This window comes from Citreicoccus inhibens, assembly GCF_019039035.1.
Taxonomy (GTDB): domain Bacteria; phylum Myxococcota; class Myxococcia; order Myxococcales; family Myxococcaceae; genus Citreicoccus; species Citreicoccus inhibens.
On the sequence record NZ_JAHNZT010000026.1, the window covers coordinates 1 to 18998 of the forward strand.

General features: G+C 66.9%; 15 protein-coding genes and 1 pseudogene. 6 read left to right on the forward strand and 10 right to left on the reverse strand.

The window, feature by feature from the left end:
- Positions 1 to 168: 168 nt before the first annotated feature.
- Together KRR26_RS25150 and KRR26_RS25155 are read left to right on the forward strand one after the other, a co-directional pair.
- Complete coding sequence (locus KRR26_RS25150) at positions 169 to 594, forward strand: MerR family transcriptional regulator (RefSeq protein WP_217081065.1); 426 nt, start codon at positions 169 to 171, stop codon at positions 592 to 594.
- On the forward strand, positions 591 to 995 hold the full coding sequence (locus KRR26_RS25155; protein WP_217081066.1) for a nuclear transport factor 2 family protein: 405 nt from the start codon (positions 591 to 593) through the stop codon (positions 993 to 995). The genes KRR26_RS25150 and KRR26_RS25155 overlap by 4 nt, the downstream gene beginning before the upstream one ends.
- A gap of 43 nt (positions 996 to 1038) precedes the next feature.
- Here KRR26_RS25155 and KRR26_RS25160 read toward each other — a convergent pair whose 3' ends face one another.
- The 8 genes and pseudogenes from KRR26_RS25160 to KRR26_RS25195 form a co-directional block, all read right to left on the reverse strand.
- On the reverse strand, positions 1039 to 1797 hold the full coding sequence (locus tag KRR26_RS25160; RefSeq protein ID WP_217081067.1) for a hypothetical protein: 759 nt from the start codon (positions 1795 to 1797) through the stop codon (positions 1039 to 1041).
- Positions 1798 to 1881: 84 nt separating this feature from the next.
- The gene (locus tag KRR26_RS25165) at positions 1882 to 2961 is read right to left on the reverse strand and encodes a DNA topoisomerase subunit B (RefSeq protein WP_217081068.1); all 1080 of its coding nucleotides are present in this window, start codon (positions 2959 to 2961) and stop codon (positions 1882 to 1884) included.
- 89 nt (positions 2962 to 3050) lie between these two features.
- Positions 3051 to 3834: pseudogene (locus KRR26_RS25170) on the reverse strand (IS5 family transposase).
- 444 nt (positions 3835 to 4278) lie between these two features.
- Positions 4279 to 5079: a hypothetical protein gene (locus tag KRR26_RS25175; protein WP_199724000.1), complete on the reverse strand. Its 801-nt coding sequence runs from the start codon at positions 5077 to 5079 to the stop codon at positions 4279 to 4281.
- Positions 5076 to 6437, reverse strand: a complete 1362-nt coding sequence (locus tag KRR26_RS25180; RefSeq protein ID WP_120211236.1) for a DUF4150 domain-containing protein — start codon at positions 6435 to 6437, stop codon at positions 5076 to 5078. Before KRR26_RS25180 ends, KRR26_RS25175 begins: the two co-directional genes overlap by 4 nt.
- Entirely contained in the window at positions 6434 to 7483 is a 1050-nt protein-coding gene (locus KRR26_RS25185) for a 3-oxoacyl-ACP synthase (RefSeq protein ID WP_217081069.1), read from the reverse strand. The genes KRR26_RS25180 and KRR26_RS25185 overlap by 4 nt, the downstream gene beginning before the upstream one ends.
- Positions 7480 to 8502: a DUF2169 family type VI secretion system accessory protein gene (locus KRR26_RS25190; protein ID WP_217081070.1), complete on the reverse strand. Its 1023-nt coding sequence runs from the start codon at positions 8500 to 8502 to the stop codon at positions 7480 to 7482. Before KRR26_RS25190 ends, KRR26_RS25185 begins: the two co-directional genes overlap by 4 nt.
- Positions 8503 to 8508: 6 nt before the next feature.
- Positions 8509 to 9795: a TIGR02270 family protein gene (locus KRR26_RS25195; RefSeq protein ID WP_217081071.1), complete on the reverse strand. Its 1287-nt coding sequence runs from the start codon at positions 9793 to 9795 to the stop codon at positions 8509 to 8511.
- A gap of 430 nt (positions 9796 to 10225) precedes the next feature.
- Between KRR26_RS25195 and KRR26_RS25200 the strand changes: the two genes are divergently transcribed.
- The gene (locus KRR26_RS25200; protein WP_217081072.1) at positions 10226 to 10681 is read left to right on the forward strand and encodes an IS5 family transposase; all 456 of its coding nucleotides are present in this window, start codon (positions 10226 to 10228) and stop codon (positions 10679 to 10681) included.
- A 236-nt stretch (positions 10682 to 10917) separates the two neighbouring features.
- On the opposite strand, the gene KRR26_RS25205 is transcribed toward KRR26_RS25200, so the two are convergent.
- Positions 10918 to 11910 (reverse strand): tetratricopeptide repeat protein, encoded by a 993-nt coding sequence (locus tag KRR26_RS25205; protein ID WP_217081073.1) that lies wholly within the window; start codon positions 11908 to 11910, stop codon positions 10918 to 10920.
- Between the two features lie 128 nt (positions 11911 to 12038).
- Complete coding sequence (locus KRR26_RS25210) at positions 12039 to 12971, reverse strand: hypothetical protein (RefSeq protein ID WP_217081074.1); 933 nt, start codon at positions 12969 to 12971, stop codon at positions 12039 to 12041.
- A 347-nt stretch (positions 12972 to 13318) separates the two neighbouring features.
- Between KRR26_RS25210 and KRR26_RS25215 the strand changes: the two genes are divergently transcribed.
- The 3 genes from KRR26_RS25215 (at position 13319) to KRR26_RS25225 (ending at position 18972) form a co-directional block, all read left to right on the forward strand.
- The gene (locus tag KRR26_RS25215; RefSeq protein ID WP_120209227.1) at positions 13319 to 13861 is read left to right on the forward strand and encodes a MarR family winged helix-turn-helix transcriptional regulator; all 543 of its coding nucleotides are present in this window, start codon (positions 13319 to 13321) and stop codon (positions 13859 to 13861) included.
- Between the two features lie 228 nt (positions 13862 to 14089).
- Positions 14090 to 17227: a DUF4175 family protein gene (locus tag KRR26_RS25220; RefSeq protein ID WP_120209197.1), complete on the forward strand. Its 3138-nt coding sequence runs from the start codon at positions 14090 to 14092 to the stop codon at positions 17225 to 17227.
- Between the two features lie 8 nt (positions 17228 to 17235).
- Positions 17236 to 18972: a peptidase MA family metallohydrolase gene (locus KRR26_RS25225; RefSeq protein ID WP_217081075.1), complete on the forward strand. Its 1737-nt coding sequence runs from the start codon at positions 17236 to 17238 to the stop codon at positions 18970 to 18972.
- Positions 18973 to 18998 lie beyond the last annotated feature (26 nt).

The window sequence follows — 18998 nt, forward strand, 5'->3', positions numbered from 1 at the left end:
GCTTCCACGACCTCAAGCGATGCCGCGCCGTCGCCACCCGCTACGACAAGACGGCGACCTGCTACCTCGCCGTCCTCCACGTCGCGGCCATGACTCTGTGGCTGCATTAATCAGGGACAGCCCCTAGAGTTCACTCTAAATTGTTGAATGGGGACTCGAGACGACGACATGTCCGACCCCATCCGTATCGGCCAATTGGCATCGCGCACTGGGCGCAGCGTGCACACCCTCCGCTGGTATGAGGCGCAGGGCCTCATCCCCGGCGTCATCCGCGACGCGGGCGGCCGGCGGCGATACTCCGAGCAGCATGTCGCTTGGTTGCAGTTCATGGAACGCCTGCGCCACACCGGCATGTCGATCAAACAGATGCGTGAGTACACCGCGCTCGTCGCACAGGGGCACGCCACCCTGACGCGCCGGCAGGAAATCCTGAATGCCCACCGAGACCGCGTGCGACGGGCCGTCGAGGAGTGGACCGAGGCACTCGAACTCCTCGACAGCAAGATCGACTTCTATGACCAGTGGCAGAAAACGGGCAAGCGGCCGTCACGGGACTTCATGACGACGCCTGCCCAAAAGAGGAAACACGCGTGACGAACCGCACCGAAAATAAACGGCTGATGCAGGCTGCCTTCGTTGAACTGGCCAAGGGCAACGGCCAACCCTTCGTCGAGACCCTGTCCGAAGACGTCGTCTGGACCATCGCCGGCCATTCGCAGTGGTCGCGAAGCTGGCGCGGCAAACACGAGGTGATGAATAGCTTGATTCGACCGCTGTTCGCGCGCTTCGCGGAAGTCTACACCAACGAGGCGCTGCGATTCATCGCCGAGGACGACCACGTCGTCATCGAATGCCGCGGGAAGGTGCTGACGAAGAGCGGCCACCGCTACGACAACCACTACTGCTACGTGTGCCGGTTCGAGAACGGCAAGCTCGCGGAGTTGATTGAGTACATGGACACGGAGCTGGCCATGCGAGCGCTTGGAGCGCCCTGACGCACCCGCCAGGGCGCTCCAACAGCATGCGCTGGGGCAACTTTCATTCGTCGCGGAACACCGGCTGGTTCGCCTCCTGTCGCCGCGTGAGTTCGTCGTAGTCGAGCATGGCGCGACCGGTCTCCGGCTCTGTCCGAATGAGCCCCTCCACCAAGAGCGACTCCGGCGAAACCTTCTGCACGCCTGGAGACTGCGTCGATTCGTAGATGGAACTTTCGGCAACGACACGCGAATGCACGGCCAGTTGCTGATTGTCGTAGACGCGGCAAGAAAGCTGGCGCGCGAAGACGAGGCCGCCATTGCCCTCGGCTCGCACAAACTCAACTTCGATGTCACCGAGCACGACCAGATTCCCGAGACATCGAATCCCAACCGCCTTGAGATCTCCCGCCACGACAACGGTGCTCCCGTCGTTCACCCGAAGCCAGCCCTCGACGGTCAGCGAGCCTCCGACAATCAAGAGCGGCGCTGCATCCAGCGGCTCACTGACGACGGCGTCTCCCGTCCAGAGGACCACTTCATCGGACTCACACTCTTCCGCCGTCCGAGACTCGGTCGAACCGTCGCGCAGCGCGAGCGCGATCCACTGAGGCCCACCCGAGGGACAATCCTCTTCCAGGGCGGCGGCCAGGTCTTCCGCGCCGTCTATCGCCTCGGCCACATCTCCAGGCCAGGAGTGAGACCAGAGATGGGCGAATGGCGCGACGACCTCCCACGAGAAGCCCTCCATCGCTGAACCTGCTCGCGCGAGCGCGTCGAGTTCGTTCAAGCGACGGAGGAGGTCCTCAAGGTCGATGGACATGTCCCCCTGGATACACGCCTTGCGGCTCTTCCCGCAAGCCGCTGGCTCGAGCCATTCAGTGAAAGAGGACGCCCTCTTCTGAACTCACATCGAGTCGGCGGGCAGTGTCGTGAGCATCTTCAGGTGGGACAGGACGGGATGATCGCGAAGGGCCTCGATCAACCGTGGGCGCAGCAGATTCCTCACGCCCTTGTCCAGGCGCTTGATGGCCAGGAGTTCCTTCGTCGGCCCCGCGAACTTCATCCGCTGCTCATCGCCCTCGACCGAGATGACGGCAATCAGTCCTCTCGACAGTCGAGTGGGCGTGAATCCCCGAGTGGAGCCCGTCAGATGGATCAGCGCGGACCTGAGCGCCCGGAACACGCCGGCCACGTGCACACCATGACGACGAGTCTTCACCGTGTTGGCGAACGACTCCACGCGTCCATCGGATTCACACCACTGGAGCGCACACCGCACGCGCAGCCCATCCCAGGTGACATCGAAGACAAGCGGCTCGGGATGCATCGGCTGGAGTCCCGCGGACAGCTCGCTCGCCCATTGACCGAGCCCGCCGGGATAACACAGCGACTCGTCTCGGCCCGAGGGACGATGAATGAACCGCACGCGCGTCCCGGGAACGAGTACCGCCAGCTCATGGCAACGCCGGAACAATCGCTCCGCGTCAAAGACAGTCGATTCAAATATGGAGGCGTCCGGAGTGAACATCACGCACATTCCGCGCGAATGCTCCACGGGCGCGGGGGTCCGCGCCTCCAGGAGGACACCCGGCGACGGCGCCTCGCCATTCACGCTCCCGAGCCGCCATTGCGCCTCCTCCGTCCAAAGGTCTACCTGGAACCTGGAAGAGAGCGCACAGACGATGGGCAACGCATGATTCCAGAAGCCCACAGCGGACGATGGGGAGTGGCTGCCTGACGCGATGCGCGCGGACAGGCCGGCCGGCGACACACCTGCTTCGGTACAGAAGAAGGAGACTGACGAGGCATCCTCCCCTACCTCCAACACGACGTCGCGATGCGCACCTCCGCGCGCCTCGTCGAAGAGTGCGTTCATCAGGAAGTACACGAGGTGATGCAGCCCGTATTCGCGGATGTCCCCCACGTACATCCCGGGGCGATGCCGCACGGACTCGAGGAACGTGAGACCCGGCTTCGGATTCATGAATGTCACTCCTTCAGGTTAGGCTACGGGCCTGCACCTCGCGAGCCCCCTGCTCTTCACCCACCCTGAGAGCGTGTTGAGAGGGACCGCTATGCAAGGCGGCGCAGCATGAGGCCGGTCATTGCGATGTGGATGAAGGCTTGGGACGAGTGCGCGTGACGCTCGTAGTCCCGAGCCAGTCGCCGCTGGCGAGTCAGCCACGCGTTGGTGCGCTCCATCACCCAGCGGCGCTTCTGCACCACAACCTTTGTCTTCCTCGGAGCGTCGGACAATCTCCAAATCCAATCCGGCCTCCTTCGCGGCTTCGGCCACCACGGGCCCTTGGTAGCCCGCATCTGCCCAGACCTTGCTCAACGAGGGAGAGTCCTCCGCGGCACGTGGCAATACCGCTCCCGCCGCGGCATCCCGGTCCTGCACGTCAGCGCTCGCCACTCACGCCACCAGAACCATTCCCAGCACATCCACCAGCAGGTGGCGCTTGCGGCCCTTCACCTGCTTGCCCGCGTCGTACCCTCGGCTGTCGGCTTCCTCCGACGCCTTCACCGACTGGCTGTCCATGATTCCCGCCGTCGGCGCGTGCTCTCGCCCTTCCACCTGGCGCACCTTGCCTCGCAACGCATCGTGCACCCGCTTCCAGGTGCCATCCTTCTTCCACAGCCGGAAGTAGTGGTAGACGCTTTGCCAATCCGGCAGGCCATGCGGCAGGTAGCGCCACTGCACACCCGTCCGCGACACGTAGAGGATGGCATTCATCACCTCTCTGCGCGGATGCACCTGCTCCTTCGGGCCTCCTCCCACCGCCCTGACGAAGCGCTCGATGTGGGCCCACTGCTCGTCTGTCAGGTCGCTCGGATACGGCGTGCGCTCGGGCATTGCGAGGTCGGGCATCTTGTTCCGTCAATGCGCCGACCCCGTCGCTCCATTTCAACACGCCCTCACGGAACTCGTCATGCGCCCGCCTCTCTCTTTCGAGGACATCGCCCGGCCATGCCCTGCCGTGGGCGTCGTAGTCGCCGGTGCGAAGGAATCGCTCAATCTCGCTGCGGGTGTCCATGGATGGGCCTACTCAACCCTCTCACGACGAGTGCAACAAGAGACTGTGTGGCTGGTATAGGAGCGCGAGGATGGCACGTCTTCTGGTCCGCGCTGCCCTCGTGTAGGAGAAGTGTCTTGCTGCCTCATGGGGATGAACGAGGCACAGGGCAAGCTGGCCATACCAGCCGGCCTCCCCTTCGTCGTCAGGCTCGTGCGCAGCATTTCCTCCACCAGCGACGCGGCGTTACGGAGGTCTTGCACGCCATGCGAATGGTGGCCTCGTCAACCACCGCTCAACTCCTTCTCATGGTCGCTGATGACTTCCTCCAGAATCCTCTGCTGTGCCTTGTCACGCGCGCGCAACTGCACACTAGTACTTGGGATTGATGCTGTAGCCGCATCGACAAGGGCAATCGCGCCATACTCTGCGTGCTCCAGAGGGATTACCGCTGGCGAGGCCCCGAGTTCGGTGAGCGAGAATCCCAAGCGCGTGAGGAACTCGTATGCCTTGGCTGGAGCCTCGGGTTTCGACTCAAGGTCAAAGTACCGCGTCTGCTCCTCCGGGTCGGCCTCAAAAACAAGTCTGGATACGATGATTGTTCGTAGCCAGTCGGAAAAGGTCGGGAAGGGCTTCTTGGGCGCAATCTTCCCACGGATTAGGTCCTCTTCGTGAATTCGGATAATTGCCGCGTCCCGTTCGTTGGGTGTTCGATGGGTGAGTTCAAAGAACATGTCCGGGTTGCGACCCTCGTTACCCTCCTCGCCCATGGTGAACTTGAGATACCTGCGACCATCCGGCCATTCCCGTTGAGGTCCCTCGCGGTCCGCCAGCAACGCCGAAATAGAGGTTGTGCCGAACGTCAACCGTAGGCTGCCAGTCGATGCGCCCATCGTTTCCAGGAACTCGCGATACACGTGAGGCAGTGCGTTGAGCCCTCCATGCGGCTTGGCCAGGGCTGCAATCTGGTCGGCCGTGGCCGGCTCGAAGCCCTGGGTGCTGCCTGGCCTCCATCGTTCCATGAACGCGAGCAACCCCGGCATCGACAAGGGAGGGGGAGCCTCGAGAAGCTTTGACCAAGTCATCCGCACGTCTGCACCTCGAGGTCACACCGGGCCATGAAAAGCGTGTCCTGACACGACTGGCAGGAAGGCACAGTCTCCTCCGACTTGCGTCGCATCTCAACGCGTTCCCCATCGGGATCGCCACCTCTACCCTCCTTGATGGCAGCGACGACTTCCGCGACACTTGGAGGCTTCCAAACCCCCGCCCCCTTGCCGTCAGATCCCACTGCTCTATCTTTGGGTGGGGAGTATTCGAGGGGACCACGATAGCATACCGGGTAGGTCAGTTTCCTTGCGCTGGGAAAGGCGAAGAACATCTCGGTCATCGAATTCGCGACGTGTCCGCTCTTGCCGATGAGTTTGGCTCCTGCACAAGTCCCAGGCTCGTTACTGTATTCTTTCTTTTCGGCTCGGACCTTCTTCTCCGTCTCTTCCCACCGCGTTCTCATCTTTTTGATGGCCTCGGTGTCTCCCGCAGCACACCTTGGGTTCCTGGCCAGGAAGTCCTTCAGAGTGGCGGCCTCCCCAATGACGGTGCAGCCGTGAGTATCGGCGATGGCCATGAAGTCAGGAGGAACTTCGCCACCCGACACTGCGGCGAATCTCTTGCCCTTGCTGCACACCATGACTCCAAACATGTATCCCGTAGAGTCCGCGCGTCGATGGCCCTCAAGTCCCTTTCGCTTCGCCTCAAGTTCTTGAATTTTCGCCCTTCGCTCATCCCGGGTCGCCTGTTTGGGCGGCGGATTCGTGCCGTCGAGAAGGCGCTTGAGTTGGGCTTCCTTCGTGATGATTTCCTGATTGACCTGGGCCCACTCGGCCTCGCGCGCCTTGAGGTCCTTGAGAATCTTCTTGGCGATGTCGAGGCTTTGGCCTTCTTCTGTTTCTTGCTGCTCAATCACCGCGTGGCGGTCCGGGTCCTTCTGGCAGATGATGCACGCGCCCTTGAAGTCGTCCGCGTAGGCGAATCCCGTCCCGTTATGCCCGTTCGACATGAACGTGGTGTTGAAGGAGTTGCCGTTGTGGAGGGTGACGTCGAGGAAGCGCACGACGCCCTTGCCCTCAACCTTCACGTCCACGCTACCGCTGCCCCAAGCCATCTTCCCCTTGAACTTCGAGGAGATGAGGCCGCCTGCCGTCCCTGGCTCGTCGCCGGAGCTGACGCTCAGCTCGGAGTCCGTCAGCGCCACCGGCTGGCCGTTGATGGTGACGCTCTTGCTGCCCTTGGTGAGCATGGCGTCCTGGGCGGAGTTGACGAAGGGCGTGGGCACCGGCCCACCCGGCGTCGGCACCTTGCAGACGTCGGGGGCGGCAGAGGTGTGCGTGTTCTCGCTCCCCTTGTGAATGATGGAGCGGCCGTTGGCGAAAACCTTGCTCATGCTTCCTCCTTGGCGTTTCGAATCATCTCCACGATGCAGGCGCCAATGCGTCCACCGTCGGCACTGCCATAGACGAGCGTCCTGCGTGCGGCAGCGTGGCGCCAGCGTGCGCGGTGCAGGGCTACGCCCAGCATGATGGGGCCCGCGCCGGCCCCCGCGTCTCCCAGTCCTTCGCCCGCGACGAGGACGCGCAAGGGCTCGGGCATGAGTGCGGCGTTGCGCAGGTAGGCGCGGGAGAATTCAGTTGCCCAGAAGCCGTCTCCGGGCTGGCAGGCCACGACTGCGTCCACGCGTCGCCCGCCCATTGCCACGCTTTGCCGCAGGGCATGGAGAGCTTCCGTCAGCCCCTCGGCCAGGCTGGGGCGGCTCTGCGTGAAGGGCCTCGGCTCCACGGCGAGCGACGTGCCCAGCAGGGCGCCCGAGGACTCCAGCTTCAGGGACTTGGACGCTCCGGGGCGCGCCAGGACAACGAAGCCCGCCCCCTCACCTGGAATCCGGCCATCCGGATTCCGGCGCCCCAGGTGCAGCCGCGCCCCCACGTGCGCCTCCAAGGAAGCGCTGTCGGCCAGCGAGTCCACCGCGCCCACCAGGGCCAGCGCTCCCGCGAGGCCGGAGTGCAAGTCCTTCTGGGCGGAGGCCAGGGCCTCGAAGAAGGCAGCTCGCCCAGACTCGTGCGCCTTCACCACTTCCAGCCGTCCCGCTGTCTCGGCTCGCAGCGCCGCCACCAGCGCCTCCTGTTCCACCCGGGCGCCCAGTCCTGCCTCGGGCAGTCCGAGGTACAGCGGCACCCGCCCGGGAGGGAGTGCGTCCAGGAGCGGCCGTACTCCGACGAGGGCCTGCCGAGCCAGCGCCACCATGCGCTGAGTACGAGAGAGGGAGACGTCAAGGAGACTCAGCCGCGAGGCCCGCACGGGCTCGGCCACCTCGTCCAGTACCTCCGTTTCCGCGAAGCGCACGAGGCCCGCGCGTAGCGAGGCCAACGTCATGTGCGCCGAGGTGCCCACCGGCGTGCACAGGCCCAGGCCCACCACCTGCACAGCCCTCATGGCGTGTCCTCCCCGGGCAAGAGCAGCCGCACGGTGCTCACCTCATGCAGGGCCAACTGCCGGTGCGCAGGAAACGTTGCTCGCCAGGTGAGGACGAGGCGGCCCTCGTCCGGCTCCAGCAGCACCGTGTCCAGCGCCATGCGCCGCTTCTCCCGCCGCCCGGCGAAGGTGCAGCGGGCCAGGAGCCGGTGAGTGGGGAGGTGGAAGGCCAGTGGGGCGTCGGGCGAGACGCCCTCCAGCACTACCGGCTCCCCGCCCTGGAGGTGAGTCGAAGCTCGCAGGCCGTCAGGGGCGGCATGGAAGAAGCGCTCGTCGAAGTCCCGGGGCCAGAGGGGAGCGCGCTTCTCCACCCAGGCCGCGTCGTATGTCCCAGTCCAGCCCAGGCGCGGTTGCCAGTGCCGCGCCACCGGGCCGAAGCCGCAGGGTGGGGGCCTGTCCGCCCAGCCGCGCACGGGGGCCTCGGGCGCCTCAATGGAGGGCAGAGGCTTTTCCAGCGCCTCCTTCGCGTTGGTGTAGAAGCCCCGGCCCACGGGGTTTCGCGCCTCATGTCCCGAAGCCGCGGTACCGCCGAAGGCGTACTCGTAGCGCAGCGGCAGGGACTCAAAGGGTAGGGCGTCCGAGGCACTCAGCCCCATGAGGCCGCGGTACCACATGCGAGTGCCGAAGACGGTGGCCCGTTTCTCCAGCGTGCCCACCCGCACCGCCACCTGCGTCCGCGTCACCTTGCGGCCTCGGGGCGCCCAGGCCTGGCCGTGCAGCAGCACGTCTGTTCCCGGCCGTGTGTAGGCCGACTGCGACTCGTGGCGCAGGCTCGACTTCTCCGGCTCGCCCCAATACGTGTCCGTGGTGACGGGCTGCGGTTGCTCCTCGCATACCGCCAGCGGTGCGTCCGTGGCGCGCCCGGCCGGAGGCAGGACGAAGCTACCGGCGACGACGAGGACGAGGCACTCTTCGCCCTGCTTCGTCAGCGAGAGGAAGTCGGTGGCCGCGAAGGGCGTGAAATTCTCCAGGGCGGGCATGGGGCGTCAGCGCAAGGTGGAAGCCAGGGGCGCGGCGCGCAGGTGGGTGGCCTGGGCCCTGGCGAGGGCTTCGCGTTGGCGGTGGGTGAAGGCGCGGGTGGGAATGCGGTGCTGCCCTCGGGTGCGAATGGCCAACTCTCGCGCCAGGACGTGGCGGCGACGCATGGGGCTGGACTCCAGGGCCTCTACCAGCACCGGGCCACTGAAGGGCTGGCCCTGCAGGTAGCGCGTGCCCGTCACGAAGCGTGCATGGTTTTGCGCCCACCAGTCCTTCACGGCGGCCACGTCCGGCCAGGGCAAGTTGTCCGCTGGATGGGGTGTCAAGTCGGCGTCGAGGCTCTCCTGTTCTTCCGGCGGTACCGGAGCGCCTTCGGGCGTCTCTCCCGGAGGCAGGGCGAAGGAGCCCTCCAGACGCAGGCCCGTCATGGCCGAGAGGGCCTCCCCCGCCAAGCGTGCCACCTCGGGCACGGCGAGGTGCTTCACGCAGGACTCCATGGCCGCCACCCGTCCGCTGAAGCCCAGGGCCCAGAGGGCGTGAGCACGCAGTTCGGCGGACTCCAGCAAGTCCACGAGGAGGGAGGTTTCCGCCTCGTCACCGCCCAGTGCCAGCAACACCATGGCTTCCCGGGCATGAGCGCCGGGCGCCGCGCGCACTTCCTTGCGGCATGCTTCCCAGGCCATGCGCACTCCCGAGGTGAGGCCCGCCTCCATGGCAGCCGCACGAGTGCCGGGGTGGGCTGAGTCGAGCAGCGCGGGCAAGTGCCTGCGCACCGCCTCCTCAAGCAGCGAGGGCGCCCCACGCAGGGCGGCGACTCGAGCCCGCGCCTCGTCATGGGTGAAGAAGCGCGCCAGCACCCCGGCGGGCGCTTCTTGGCGGAAGGCCAGTGCCTCCAGCACCCCGGCCTGCAGGACCGTGTCCTCCAGCTTCAGCAACTCCAGGAGGCGCGCGCCCAGTCTTGGAGCCTCGCTCACCTCCAACGCCCGGAGGATGGCGGCACGGGCTGGCGCTTCTGCCCCTCTCAGCCGCACCAGCACCTCGTCCACCTCGCCCAGCCCCAGCAGCGCATGGGCCGCGGCCGAAATGCGTGGCGCGTTCTCCGAGTCGAAGGCTGGGCGCACCACCGTGTCCAGGGCGTCCGTGTCCGTCAGCCCTTCCAGGTACGCCAGCAGCCGCTCCTCGCGCTCCGCCGTCTCCACCGGCGTGAAGTCGGGTGCCTCCAGGGCCCTCTCCCACTGCAGCCACCGAAATTCGGCCTCGTCTAGGTACTCCTCCAGCACGTCTACCAAAAGCATGTCCCCTGCTTCCCCCTCTATTCTAGGAAACGTAGCCGCAAGGGCTGACATGGAGGGAATTCCTTCCTGTCCCACATGGCGCTGGTGCGTGAGAGCCATTGCTTCCAATGCGGTGGCAATGGCGAGCACTGAGGACGAGTCCGCGGCCGGGGCAACGAGTGCCGGGTCCCCGCATGGCAAGTCACCGTCAGCTTTTGGACAGAACTCGACGGTTACCTGGCTTGATTGGAGTCATGCCTTTCAAGGGGCGTCGTCCTTCGGGGCGATTCAATTCACGGGCCAATGTCGCCAGGGGCTCCAGCTCATGGGCGGCGGTGGCTGGCGTCTTCCGGCCCGGACTGGGGAGTACAGGCTGGCGGACGCGGGCACCACGCCGACGCTCAGAGCGTGTTGAAATGGAGCGACGGGGTCGGCGCATTGACGGAACAAGATGCCCGACCTCGCAATGCCCGAGCGCACGCCGTATCCGAGCGACCTGACAGACGAGCAGTGGGCCCACATCGAGCGCTTCGTCAGGGCGGTGGGAGGAGGCCCGAAGGAGCAGGTGCATCCGCGCAGAGAAGTGGTGAATGCCATCCTCTACGTGTCGCGGACGGGCGTGCAGTGGCGCTACCTGCCGCATGACCTGCCGGACTGGCAAAGCGTCTACCACTACTTCCGGCTGTGGAAGAAGGATGGCACCTGGAAGCGGGTGCACGATGCGTTGCGAGGCAAGGTGCGCCAGGCGGAAGGGCGAGAGCACGCGCCGACGGCGGGAATCATGGACAGCCAGTCGGTGAAGGCGTCGGAGGAAGCCGACAGCCGAGGGTACGACGCGGGCAAGCAGGTGAAGGGCCGCAAGCGCCACCTGCTGGTGGATGTGCTGGGAATGGTTCTGGTGGCGTGAGTGGCGAGCGCTGACGTGCAGGACTGGGATGCCGCGGCGGGAGCGGTATTGCCACGTGCCGCGGAGGACTCTCCCTCGTTGAGCAAGGTCTGGGCAGATGCGGGCTACCAGGGGCCTGTGGTGGCCGAAGCCGCGAGGGAGGCTGGATTGGATTTGGAGATTGTCCGACGCTCCGAGGAAGACAAAACCGGCCTCATGCTGCGCCGCCTTGCATAGCGGTCCCTCTCAACACGCTCTCAGGGTGGGTGAAGAGCAGGGGCCACCGCAGCCCCACACTTCTCTTCGTAGGTGCGAAGCGTCTTCTGGAAGCGCTCGCGCTCTGGAAGCGGCCAGTCCACAGGCAGAGACTCGACAGCATGACGCTGCTCAATCAGCCCCTCACTGCAATGGCCCAGCCCGAGCAGCGCCGCAGCGACGGTCTCATCTACATACGGATTGAATGCCACGCGAGCCTGGGCACGTCGCGCCAACGGCAGCGCTTCCGCGTAGCGGCCCTCTGACACATAGGACCAGGCCAACTCGTTCGCGGACCACCAGTACTCGGGATAAAGCTCATTCATGTGTCGGACGACGTACAGATACTCGGGCACACTGGGATACTTCTTGGCGAGCGCTTCCGCCAGGTCCGACCACGCCACAGGACTTTGAGGGAACCGGACCGCCCGAGCCCGCCTCCACAGGAGCTCTTGCGCTGCCTGCAGCTTCCCATCGGTGGGATCCAAGATGAAGCGAACCACGTGAGGCATTGAAATGGGATGCCCTGCCAACAAGGACGGGGAATACTTCGACTCCGCGATGCCTCGGAGAATGACCTCGGTGGAGTCCAGGGGGCCCTTCTCCAGCACCTCGCACGGCCTCAATCGACCATCGACGCCCAGCTCACACTTGACGATGACCTGGGCCAGGGTGTCCGGCCGCCGCGAGTAGGCGCCGCGCTCCACTTGGATGGAGTCGACAGGCTTCGGCCTCTTGAAGTTGGCATGCAGGTAGTCGCAGGCAGCCTTGAGGCGCGCAGAACAGGCCGAACGCAGGTCCATCCAGGCGACACGCACCTCCGCTTCACTCGGAGTTCCCTCCAGCGTGCGCCTCGCATCGGAGAACAGGGACGGAGCGCGGCCCGGCGCAACTTCTGCTGCCGGTGCGGCCCCAATATCGGCCCCCAGGTAGTTGGTCCCCTCTTCCATATACTCATCCATGACTCCGGACAGATGGCCATGGGTCGCCGGCAAGGTCGGTAACCTCGAATGCCCACACCCGACCAGCCCACCCAAGAGCATCCCCACAGCGACCCATCGCCCCAACTTCATGTTTCTGTCCTCCGGTCCCGCCCTCATGGATGAAGCCCCATGCCCCTCTCTCATTGCTTCGGTGCAGCCGTTCCTGGCTGAGGAGATGCGGCGGGTGCACTGCACTTCCTGAGATGACCATCAATGCCCGCGCGACATGCCACGACGGCCCAATACAGAACCCCCGGTTGAACCGAGTCCAGTTTGGGCGCCCACTTCTCTCCCTCGATTGAACGTGGCCGATGGAAATTGTCAGCGATGTATTCACATGCCGCCTCAAACTGAGCAAAGCATGCGGCCCGCAGGTCAGCCCAAGCCCCTTGAACCTGTTCGTCCGAGGGGCTTCCCTCCAGTGTGCGTTTCGCCTCCACGAACAGCGATTCGGCCTGCGCCTGTTCCACCTCAACGGGAGGCTCGCCTACCGCACTGTTCTGAACGTCCTCGTGCCAATGATTGGCATACTTCCCCAAGGCCATGGACAGCTGGCCATGGGTCGCCGGCAGGCTCGGCAATCGCGAATGCCCACACCCGACCGCCACACACACCAGTAGCAATCCAATCGCAGCACGTCTCATCATGCGGCCGCACCCTACTTCGCCAGAACAGATGAACCCCAGCACCACGCTCGCGCCCGCGCGCCATGCCCGCGACTCCATCGCGAGGAGCACCACGGGGTCCCCATCGTGGTTCACGGCACAGGCGTGCTTCGCGAGCGCCAACGTCGCGTGACCGCCTTCGACGGGCGAACCGAAGAACACCTCTGATTTCTGCTCGGGGTCGACGTGGCCCTTCGCGGCCAGAACGTAGCTCGCGAAGCTCCTCGCCATGCTCGGCGGCTCACGCGGCAGAACCACCGCGAACGCGTCTCCGCGCATGGCCCCACACTCCGCCGCAACGCCAGATGCGTCCAACTCGGCACTGCGCAGCAGCCCTGTCTGGCGGAACAGTCGCTCCTTCCGGACGAAGTCGGCGATCGCTATCGCCACGACCTGCTGTGCTGCCATGGCCTCGGACACCCACGTCCCGACCACGCCCCAACCGGGCTTCGGGGACACCGGGCCCAGGGCCCACTCCTCGAAAGCAACCCCTCGCAACGGCATGGATTCCCCCTCGGCGGCCGGCGAGGATTCCATGGCCTGACGCACAGTGACAACTGGTCAACAGAGGCAGGACTTGGGACAGGGTCCGGGCGGGAGTCCCCTCACTGGTCTACCTGGGGGAGCGGGGACGGCGCCCTAGCTTGCCGCCCAACAGCGCGCAACGGATTTTCCCAGCAGGGGTCGCCCGGTCGCGCTAGACCTCCGCGCGCAAGGGAGATGCATGGAGGCGGCAGGTGAAGGATGATGAGCGCATGAAGGACACACAGGGCACCGAGCCGGGCCCGTCAGAGGGCGGCAAGCCCCACGGACCGCCTCTGGGGGAAGTGCTCGAGTTCATGCGGTTGCTGTGGGCCGTCGATCACGGCCTCCAATCCACCTCCAAGCGCATGGAGTCCAAGCTGGGCCTCACCGGCCCGCAGCGACTCGTCATCCGCCTGGTCGGTCGGTTCCCGGGCATCACCGCGGGCTCGCTCGCACACATTCTTCACGTTCACCCGAGCACGCTCACCGGCGTCCTCAAGCGCCTGGAGCGCCGGGGGCTGCTGGAGCGCAAGTCGGATCCGCTCGACGGCCGCAAGGCGCTCTTCTCCCTCACCGAGGAGGGTCGCCAGCACGACATCCCCTCCGAGGGGACCGTGGAGGCCGCCGCACAGCGCGTGCTCGCTCGCATGCCGCGCGGCCACATCGTGTTCACCCAGGAGGTCCTCACCACGCTCGCTCAAGAGCTGGGCGGCGTTCCTCCCCCCGAGGAGAGCACCCCACCCGCTGGCAGCTCTCAGCTCGCCGAGCCCTGAGCGCTCCGGCCCTTCCTCTCGCGACGACCCGCGAGGGGAGCGGACCTCGCGGGGCCCGTTGCATCTCGGACCCTCTCCCCAGCGTCTCCTTCCGACGCCCGACAGAGCGCCCGACCCCGCGATCCCCCTTCCGCGGTCCCCACCCCACCTCGACAGCGGGACTGCTAGACAGTCTGGAAATAGGTCGCCCCGGCAGGGGTTGCCTCGCGACGGAGCGGACGAGACCGCGTGAACCTCGACACCCCGCAGAGCCCAGGCCCCGAGCTGCCGCCCCCACCGCCGCCACCGGCCGCGCCGCCCGTGGCTCGCGCCGCGCCGCGCACGGATGGGGTCTCGGCCCTGCTGGCCGCCGTGCGCGCCCGCCAGCACCGCGCCCTCTGGGCCCAAGGCGGGCTGCTCGGCGGCCTCGCCACGCTCGCGCTCATCACCGCCGGCGGGCTCCTCGGGCAGGTCGCCCCTCGGCTGGCGCAGGGGGTCCTCTGGCTCGCGCTCCCCGCGGGCGCCGCCATCGCGTGCGCCCTGGGCATCGTCCGCGCTCGACGTCAGGTCGGCGACGATGCGCGCATCGCCCGCCTGGTGGGACAGCGCCGCCCTGAGCTGTCCCTGGACGTGCTGGCGGCCGTGGAGCTAGCGCATGGGCGCGGCACGGCGGGCTCCTCGGACCTCACGGAGGCCTTCCTTCGTCAGATGGACCTGCGCGCGCGCACCGTGGACGCGCGCGCCATCGTGGACACGCGCCCCGTGCGCCGCACCGCGATGGCCGCGGCGGCGGGCGTGCTCGTGCTGGCCCTGGTGCTGGGCTTCTTCGGGAGCGCATGGGTCGCGGGGCTCGCCCGCATCCGCGCGGTCTCGCGCCAGCCCGCCACCGCCGCGCGCGCCGAGCCCATCACCGGCGACATCGAGCTGACGTACCGCTACCCCGCCTATACCGGCCTGTCGCCGCGCACCGTGCCCGGCACCAACGGCGAAGTGAGCGCGCCGGCGGGCACCGAGGTCGTGCTGAAGACGCGCTCGGACCGTCCCGTGGAGCGCGCGGAAATCGTGGTCAATGACCAGACGCTCCCGCTGCGCGTCACGGGCGAGCGCGAGCTGGAAGGGTCGTTCGTCGCCAAGCAGTCCGGCCACTACCACTTCGTCTTCTACCGGAAGGGCGCGCGTCCCGAGGCCGTGGGCCCCGACATCGCGCTCAACGTGGAGGCGGACAAGGCGCCCCAGGTCACGCTGCTCACCCCCGCCTCCGAGGTGGAGGTCGACCCTGGCCAGAAGGTGACGCTCAAGTTCGAGGCCACGGATGACTATGGCCTGTCCTCGCTCGCGCTGGTGTTCCGCACGCCCGGCGCCGCGCAGGACACGCGCATCCCGCTGCCGCGCGAGGATGGGCGCCGCAGCCGGGGCACGTACGCGTGGGACCTGGGCTCGCTGAAGGTCAACCCGGGCGACCGCGTCACCTACTACGTCGAGGCGCAGGACAACGACGCGGTGGAGGGCCCGAAGAAGGGCGTCAGCCGCACGCAGGCCCTGCGCATCTACAGCGCCGCCGAGCACCTGCGCGCCGCGCTGGAGAAGACCGAGGCCTTGTGGGGCCGCATGGTGGACCACCTCGCGGACCGCCTGGAGGGCCCTGACCGCGCGAAGCAAAAGGACGTGCAGGCCGTGGCCGCCGCTCAGGCGGTGGACGCCCGCGGACAGCAGCTCGCCACGGACATGCGCATGCTCTCGCGCGACCTCGCCCGGGAGAAGGACGCTCCCAAGGAGCTGCTCTCCGCGCTGTCCAACATCTCCGCTGAGTTGCAGCGCCACGTGGCGGGCACCATGGACTTCCGCCGCCTGTACCTGCGCACGCAGCGCGCGCGCGGCGAGGACTGGGGCACCGGCGCTCGGCTCACCGGCATGGTGAACGAGGAGATCGACGCGCTGGAGCGCGACATCCTCTACCTGGAGTCGCTGCTGGACCGTCAGAAGCTGGAGGCCTTGCAGGAGCTGGCCAAGCAGATGGCCGGCGAGCGGCGCGAGCTGTCGCGGCTCATCGAGCAGTTCAAGAGCAACCCGGACGAGGCCGCGCGCCAGCAGGTGATGCAGCAGATTCAGCAGCTCAAGGGCCGCATCCAGGAGCTGATGCAGCGCATGGCCGAGCTGCGCAAGGGCATCCGCGACGAGCACCTCAACTCCGAGGCGCTCTCCGAGATGATGAAGGACGAGGACATGCAGGGGGCGCTCGACAACGTGGAGCGCCTCATGCGCGAGGGCAAGGCGGACGAGGCGCTCGCGAAGCTGCAGGAGTTGGGCATGAAGATGGACGAGATGCTCAACAACCTCGACGACGCGCAGAACGACTTCGGCTCGGAGCAGTACCCGGAGCTGGCCGAGAAGTTCAGCAAGTTCATGGAGGACCTGAAGGGCACCGCCGAGGAGCAGCAGAAGGTCGCCGAGCAGACCAAGGCCCTGCGCGACCAGGCCCGCTCGCAGAACCGCGACCGGCTCGCCGAGAAGGGCCAGGCGCTGAAGGATGAGCTGCTGCGCAAGGTGCAGCAAGCGCAGGAGAGCTACCAGAAGCTCCCGGCGGAGCGCCTCAACGGCCGCGCCGCCCGCCCGCTCGAGGAGGCCCAGTCCGAACTGCGCAACGTGGAGAACGCGCTGAAGGTGAACGACTTCGACCTCGCGGCCGAGTCCGCCGCGCGCGCCGAGGACGCGGCCCGCCAGCTCTCCGCCATGGGCGAGCAGCAGCGTCAGCTCGATGAGATGTTCGGCAATCCCCCCGAGGTGCGGCAGCAGTCGTCGCAGCTCGCGGAGCAGTTGGAGAAGGATGCGCGGGGCGTGGAGGACGTCAGCCGCAAGCTCCAGTCCCTCTTCCCGCCGCCGGGCTCGCAGCTCTCCCAACAAGAGCGCCAGCAGCTCCAGCAGCTCAGCCAGCGCCAGCAGCAGTTGGAGCAGCGCGCGCAGGGCCTGCGTCAGCAGATGGAGGACATGGAGCAGACGGCGCCGCTGTTCGGCGAGGAGGCCGGCAAGCAGATGGAGGACGTGGGCCGGCGCATGGGCGAGGCCTCCGAGCGGATGGCTGGCAAGGACCCGGGCCGTGGCTACGGGGAGCAGCAGGCCGCGATGGAGGGCCTCAAGCGCTTCCAGCAGCAGATGCAGCAGAGCCAGCAGGGCAAGAAGGGCGGACGTGGGCTGCCGCTCCCCATGGGCATGGGCCGCCGTCAGGAGGGCAACGGCCGCGACCCGAAGGAGAAGGTCGAGCTGCCCGACGAGGACTCCTTCCAGGCGCCCAAGGAGTTCCGCAAGGACCTGCTGGACGCGATGAAGCAGGGCGCTCCGGAGAAGTATCGGGAGCAGGTGAAGCGCTACTACGAGGAGCTGGTGAAGTGAGCCGCCGCATGAACTCCCGCGCCCTGCTGGGGCTGTTGGCCCTGGTGCTCGCGGGCCCCGCCACCTTCGCCGCGCCGCCGGACGCCGCCTTGAAGGAAGAGGTGAAGACGCGGCTGGGCAAGGTGGAGAAGTCCCTGGAGGACTGGGACCTGGGCGGCGCCGAGCGCGAGCTGGCCGAGGTGGAACAGATCGTCCCGCCGGAGATCGAGCCGCTCAAGTACTTCCAGGGCCGCGTGGCCTTCGAGGCCGGGCGCTACGACGACGCGGTGACGCAGCTCCAGGCGGCCAGCATCGAGGACAAGCCGGGCAGCTATCTGCGCCTGGCCAAGGACACGCGCGCCATCGTGAAGGACCACCAGCGCGCCGAGAGCGAGCACTTCATCTTCTTCTACCCGAAGGGGAAGGAGGAGGTGCTGGTGCCCTACGCGATGGAGACGCTGGAGGCCATCCACCGCGCGCTGGCCGAGGACCTGGGCTGGACGCCGCCGGGCAAGGTGCGCGTGGAAGTGGTGAACAACGCGCGCGAGCTGTCGCGGGTCAGCACGCTGACCGAGAAGCAGATCAGCACCACGGGCACCATCGCCATCTGCAAGTTCAACAAGCTCATGGTGACGAGCCCCAAGGCGGTGGCGCGGGGCTACGACTGGCAGGACACGCTCGCGCACGAGTACGTGCACCTGGTGGTCAGCCAGCTCAGCCACAACACCGTGCCCATCTGGCTGCACGAGGGACTGGCCAAGTTCCTCGAGTCGCGCTGGCGCGGCAAGGGCGGGCTGGCGATGACGCCGTCCACGCAGGCGCTCCTGGGCAAGCGCGTGAAGGCGGACACGCTCATCCCCTTCGAGAAGATGCACCCGTCCATCGCCATGCTGCCCACCGCCGAGGACGCGGCCACGGCGTTCGCCGAGGTCTTCTACGCCATCGACTACATCCACGGCACGCGCGGCACCGCGGGGCTGCGCTCCATCCTCCAGGAGCTGAAGTCCGGGCAGACGGACCGCAAGGCCGTGGAAGCCGCCATGGGGATGCCCTTCCCCGCCTTCGAGAAGGCCTGGCTGGCGCACATCAAGAAGCAGCCGTTCCCCTCGGAGCTGGTGCCGCGCGACGACCGCGTGGTGCTCAAGGATGACGCCAAGGGCAAGGGGAAGGACTCGGCCAAGAAGGGCCGTGAAATCTCCTTCGGAGACTTCCAGGAAGTGACGGAGGTGCTCGCGCGCCAGTCCGCGCACCTGGGCGAGCTCTTGCGCGAGCGCAACCACGTGAAGGCCGCCGCGGAGGAGTACGCCAAGGCGCACAAGGTCGTGGGCGACAAGTACGAGTCGGTGTCCAACAAGTACGCGCTGGCGCTGCTGGAGCTCAAGCAGCTCGACGAGGCGGAGGACGTGCTGCGCGGCTCGCTGCGCATGCACCCAGGCTCGCCGCTGACCAACGTGCACCTGGGCCGCATCCTGCTGTACCGCAAGGACTACCCCAAGGCGAAGACGGCGTACCTGGAGGCGCTCGCGTCGGATCCATTCGACCCGGAGATCCACCTGGCGCTCATGCGCATCCACGGCGCGCTGGGAGAGACAGCGCTGGCCTCGCGCACGCGCACCGCGAGCGTGCTGCTCACCGGCCTCAAGCCCGAGGAGGTGGACCGCGCGGCCCAGCTCTTCCTGCGCGAAGAGGGCGAGCTGTCCGAGATGAACGTCCCCGGCACGCCCAGCCCCGCGGCGCCCGCGCCGGCCCCCGCCCCGAAGCCGTAGCCCCCACGCGGCTTCGTCCACTTCCG

What these genes read in the sequence shown, in the direction of transcription:
- KRR26_RS25195 (WP_217081071.1), bottom strand. Translation starts at nt 9,795, where the DNA reads ATGCTTTTGGTAGACGTGCTGGAGGAGTACCTAGACGAGGCCGAATTT.
- KRR26_RS25160 (WP_217081067.1), bottom strand. Translation starts at nt 1,797, where the DNA reads ATGTCCATCGACCTTGAGGACCTCCTCCGTCGCTTGAACGAACTCGAC.
- KRR26_RS25180 (WP_120211236.1), bottom strand. Translation starts at nt 6,437, where the DNA reads ATGAGCAAGGTTTTCGCCAACGGCCGCTCCATCATTCACAAGGGGAGC.
- KRR26_RS25225 (WP_217081075.1), top strand. Translation starts at nt 17,236, where the DNA reads ATGAACTCCCGCGCCCTGCTGGGGCTGTTGGCCCTGGTGCTCGCGGGC.
- KRR26_RS25175 (WP_199724000.1), bottom strand. Translation starts at nt 5,079, where the DNA reads ATGACTTGGTCAAAGCTTCTCGAGGCTCCCCCTCCCTTGTCGATGCCG.
- KRR26_RS25150 (WP_217081065.1), top strand. Translation starts at nt 169, where the DNA reads ATGTCCGACCCCATCCGTATCGGCCAATTGGCATCGCGCACTGGGCGC.
- KRR26_RS25215 (WP_120209227.1), top strand. Translation starts at nt 13,319, where the DNA reads ATGAAGGACACACAGGGCACCGAGCCGGGCCCGTCAGAGGGCGGCAAG.
- KRR26_RS25190 (WP_217081070.1), bottom strand. Translation starts at nt 8,502, where the DNA reads ATGCCCGCCCTGGAGAATTTCACGCCCTTCGCGGCCACCGACTTCCTC.
- KRR26_RS25210 (WP_217081074.1), bottom strand. Translation starts at nt 12,971, where the DNA reads ATGGCAGCACAGCAGGTCGTGGCGATAGCGATCGCCGACTTCGTCCGG.
- KRR26_RS25200 (WP_217081072.1), top strand. Translation starts at nt 10,226, where the DNA reads ATGCCCGACCTCGCAATGCCCGAGCGCACGCCGTATCCGAGCGACCTG.
- KRR26_RS25185 (WP_217081069.1), bottom strand. Translation starts at nt 7,483, where the DNA reads ATGAGGGCTGTGCAGGTGGTGGGCCTGGGCCTGTGCACGCCGGTGGGC.
- KRR26_RS25165 (WP_217081068.1), bottom strand. Translation starts at nt 2,961, where the DNA reads ATGAATCCGAAGCCGGGTCTCACGTTCCTCGAGTCCGTGCGGCATCGC.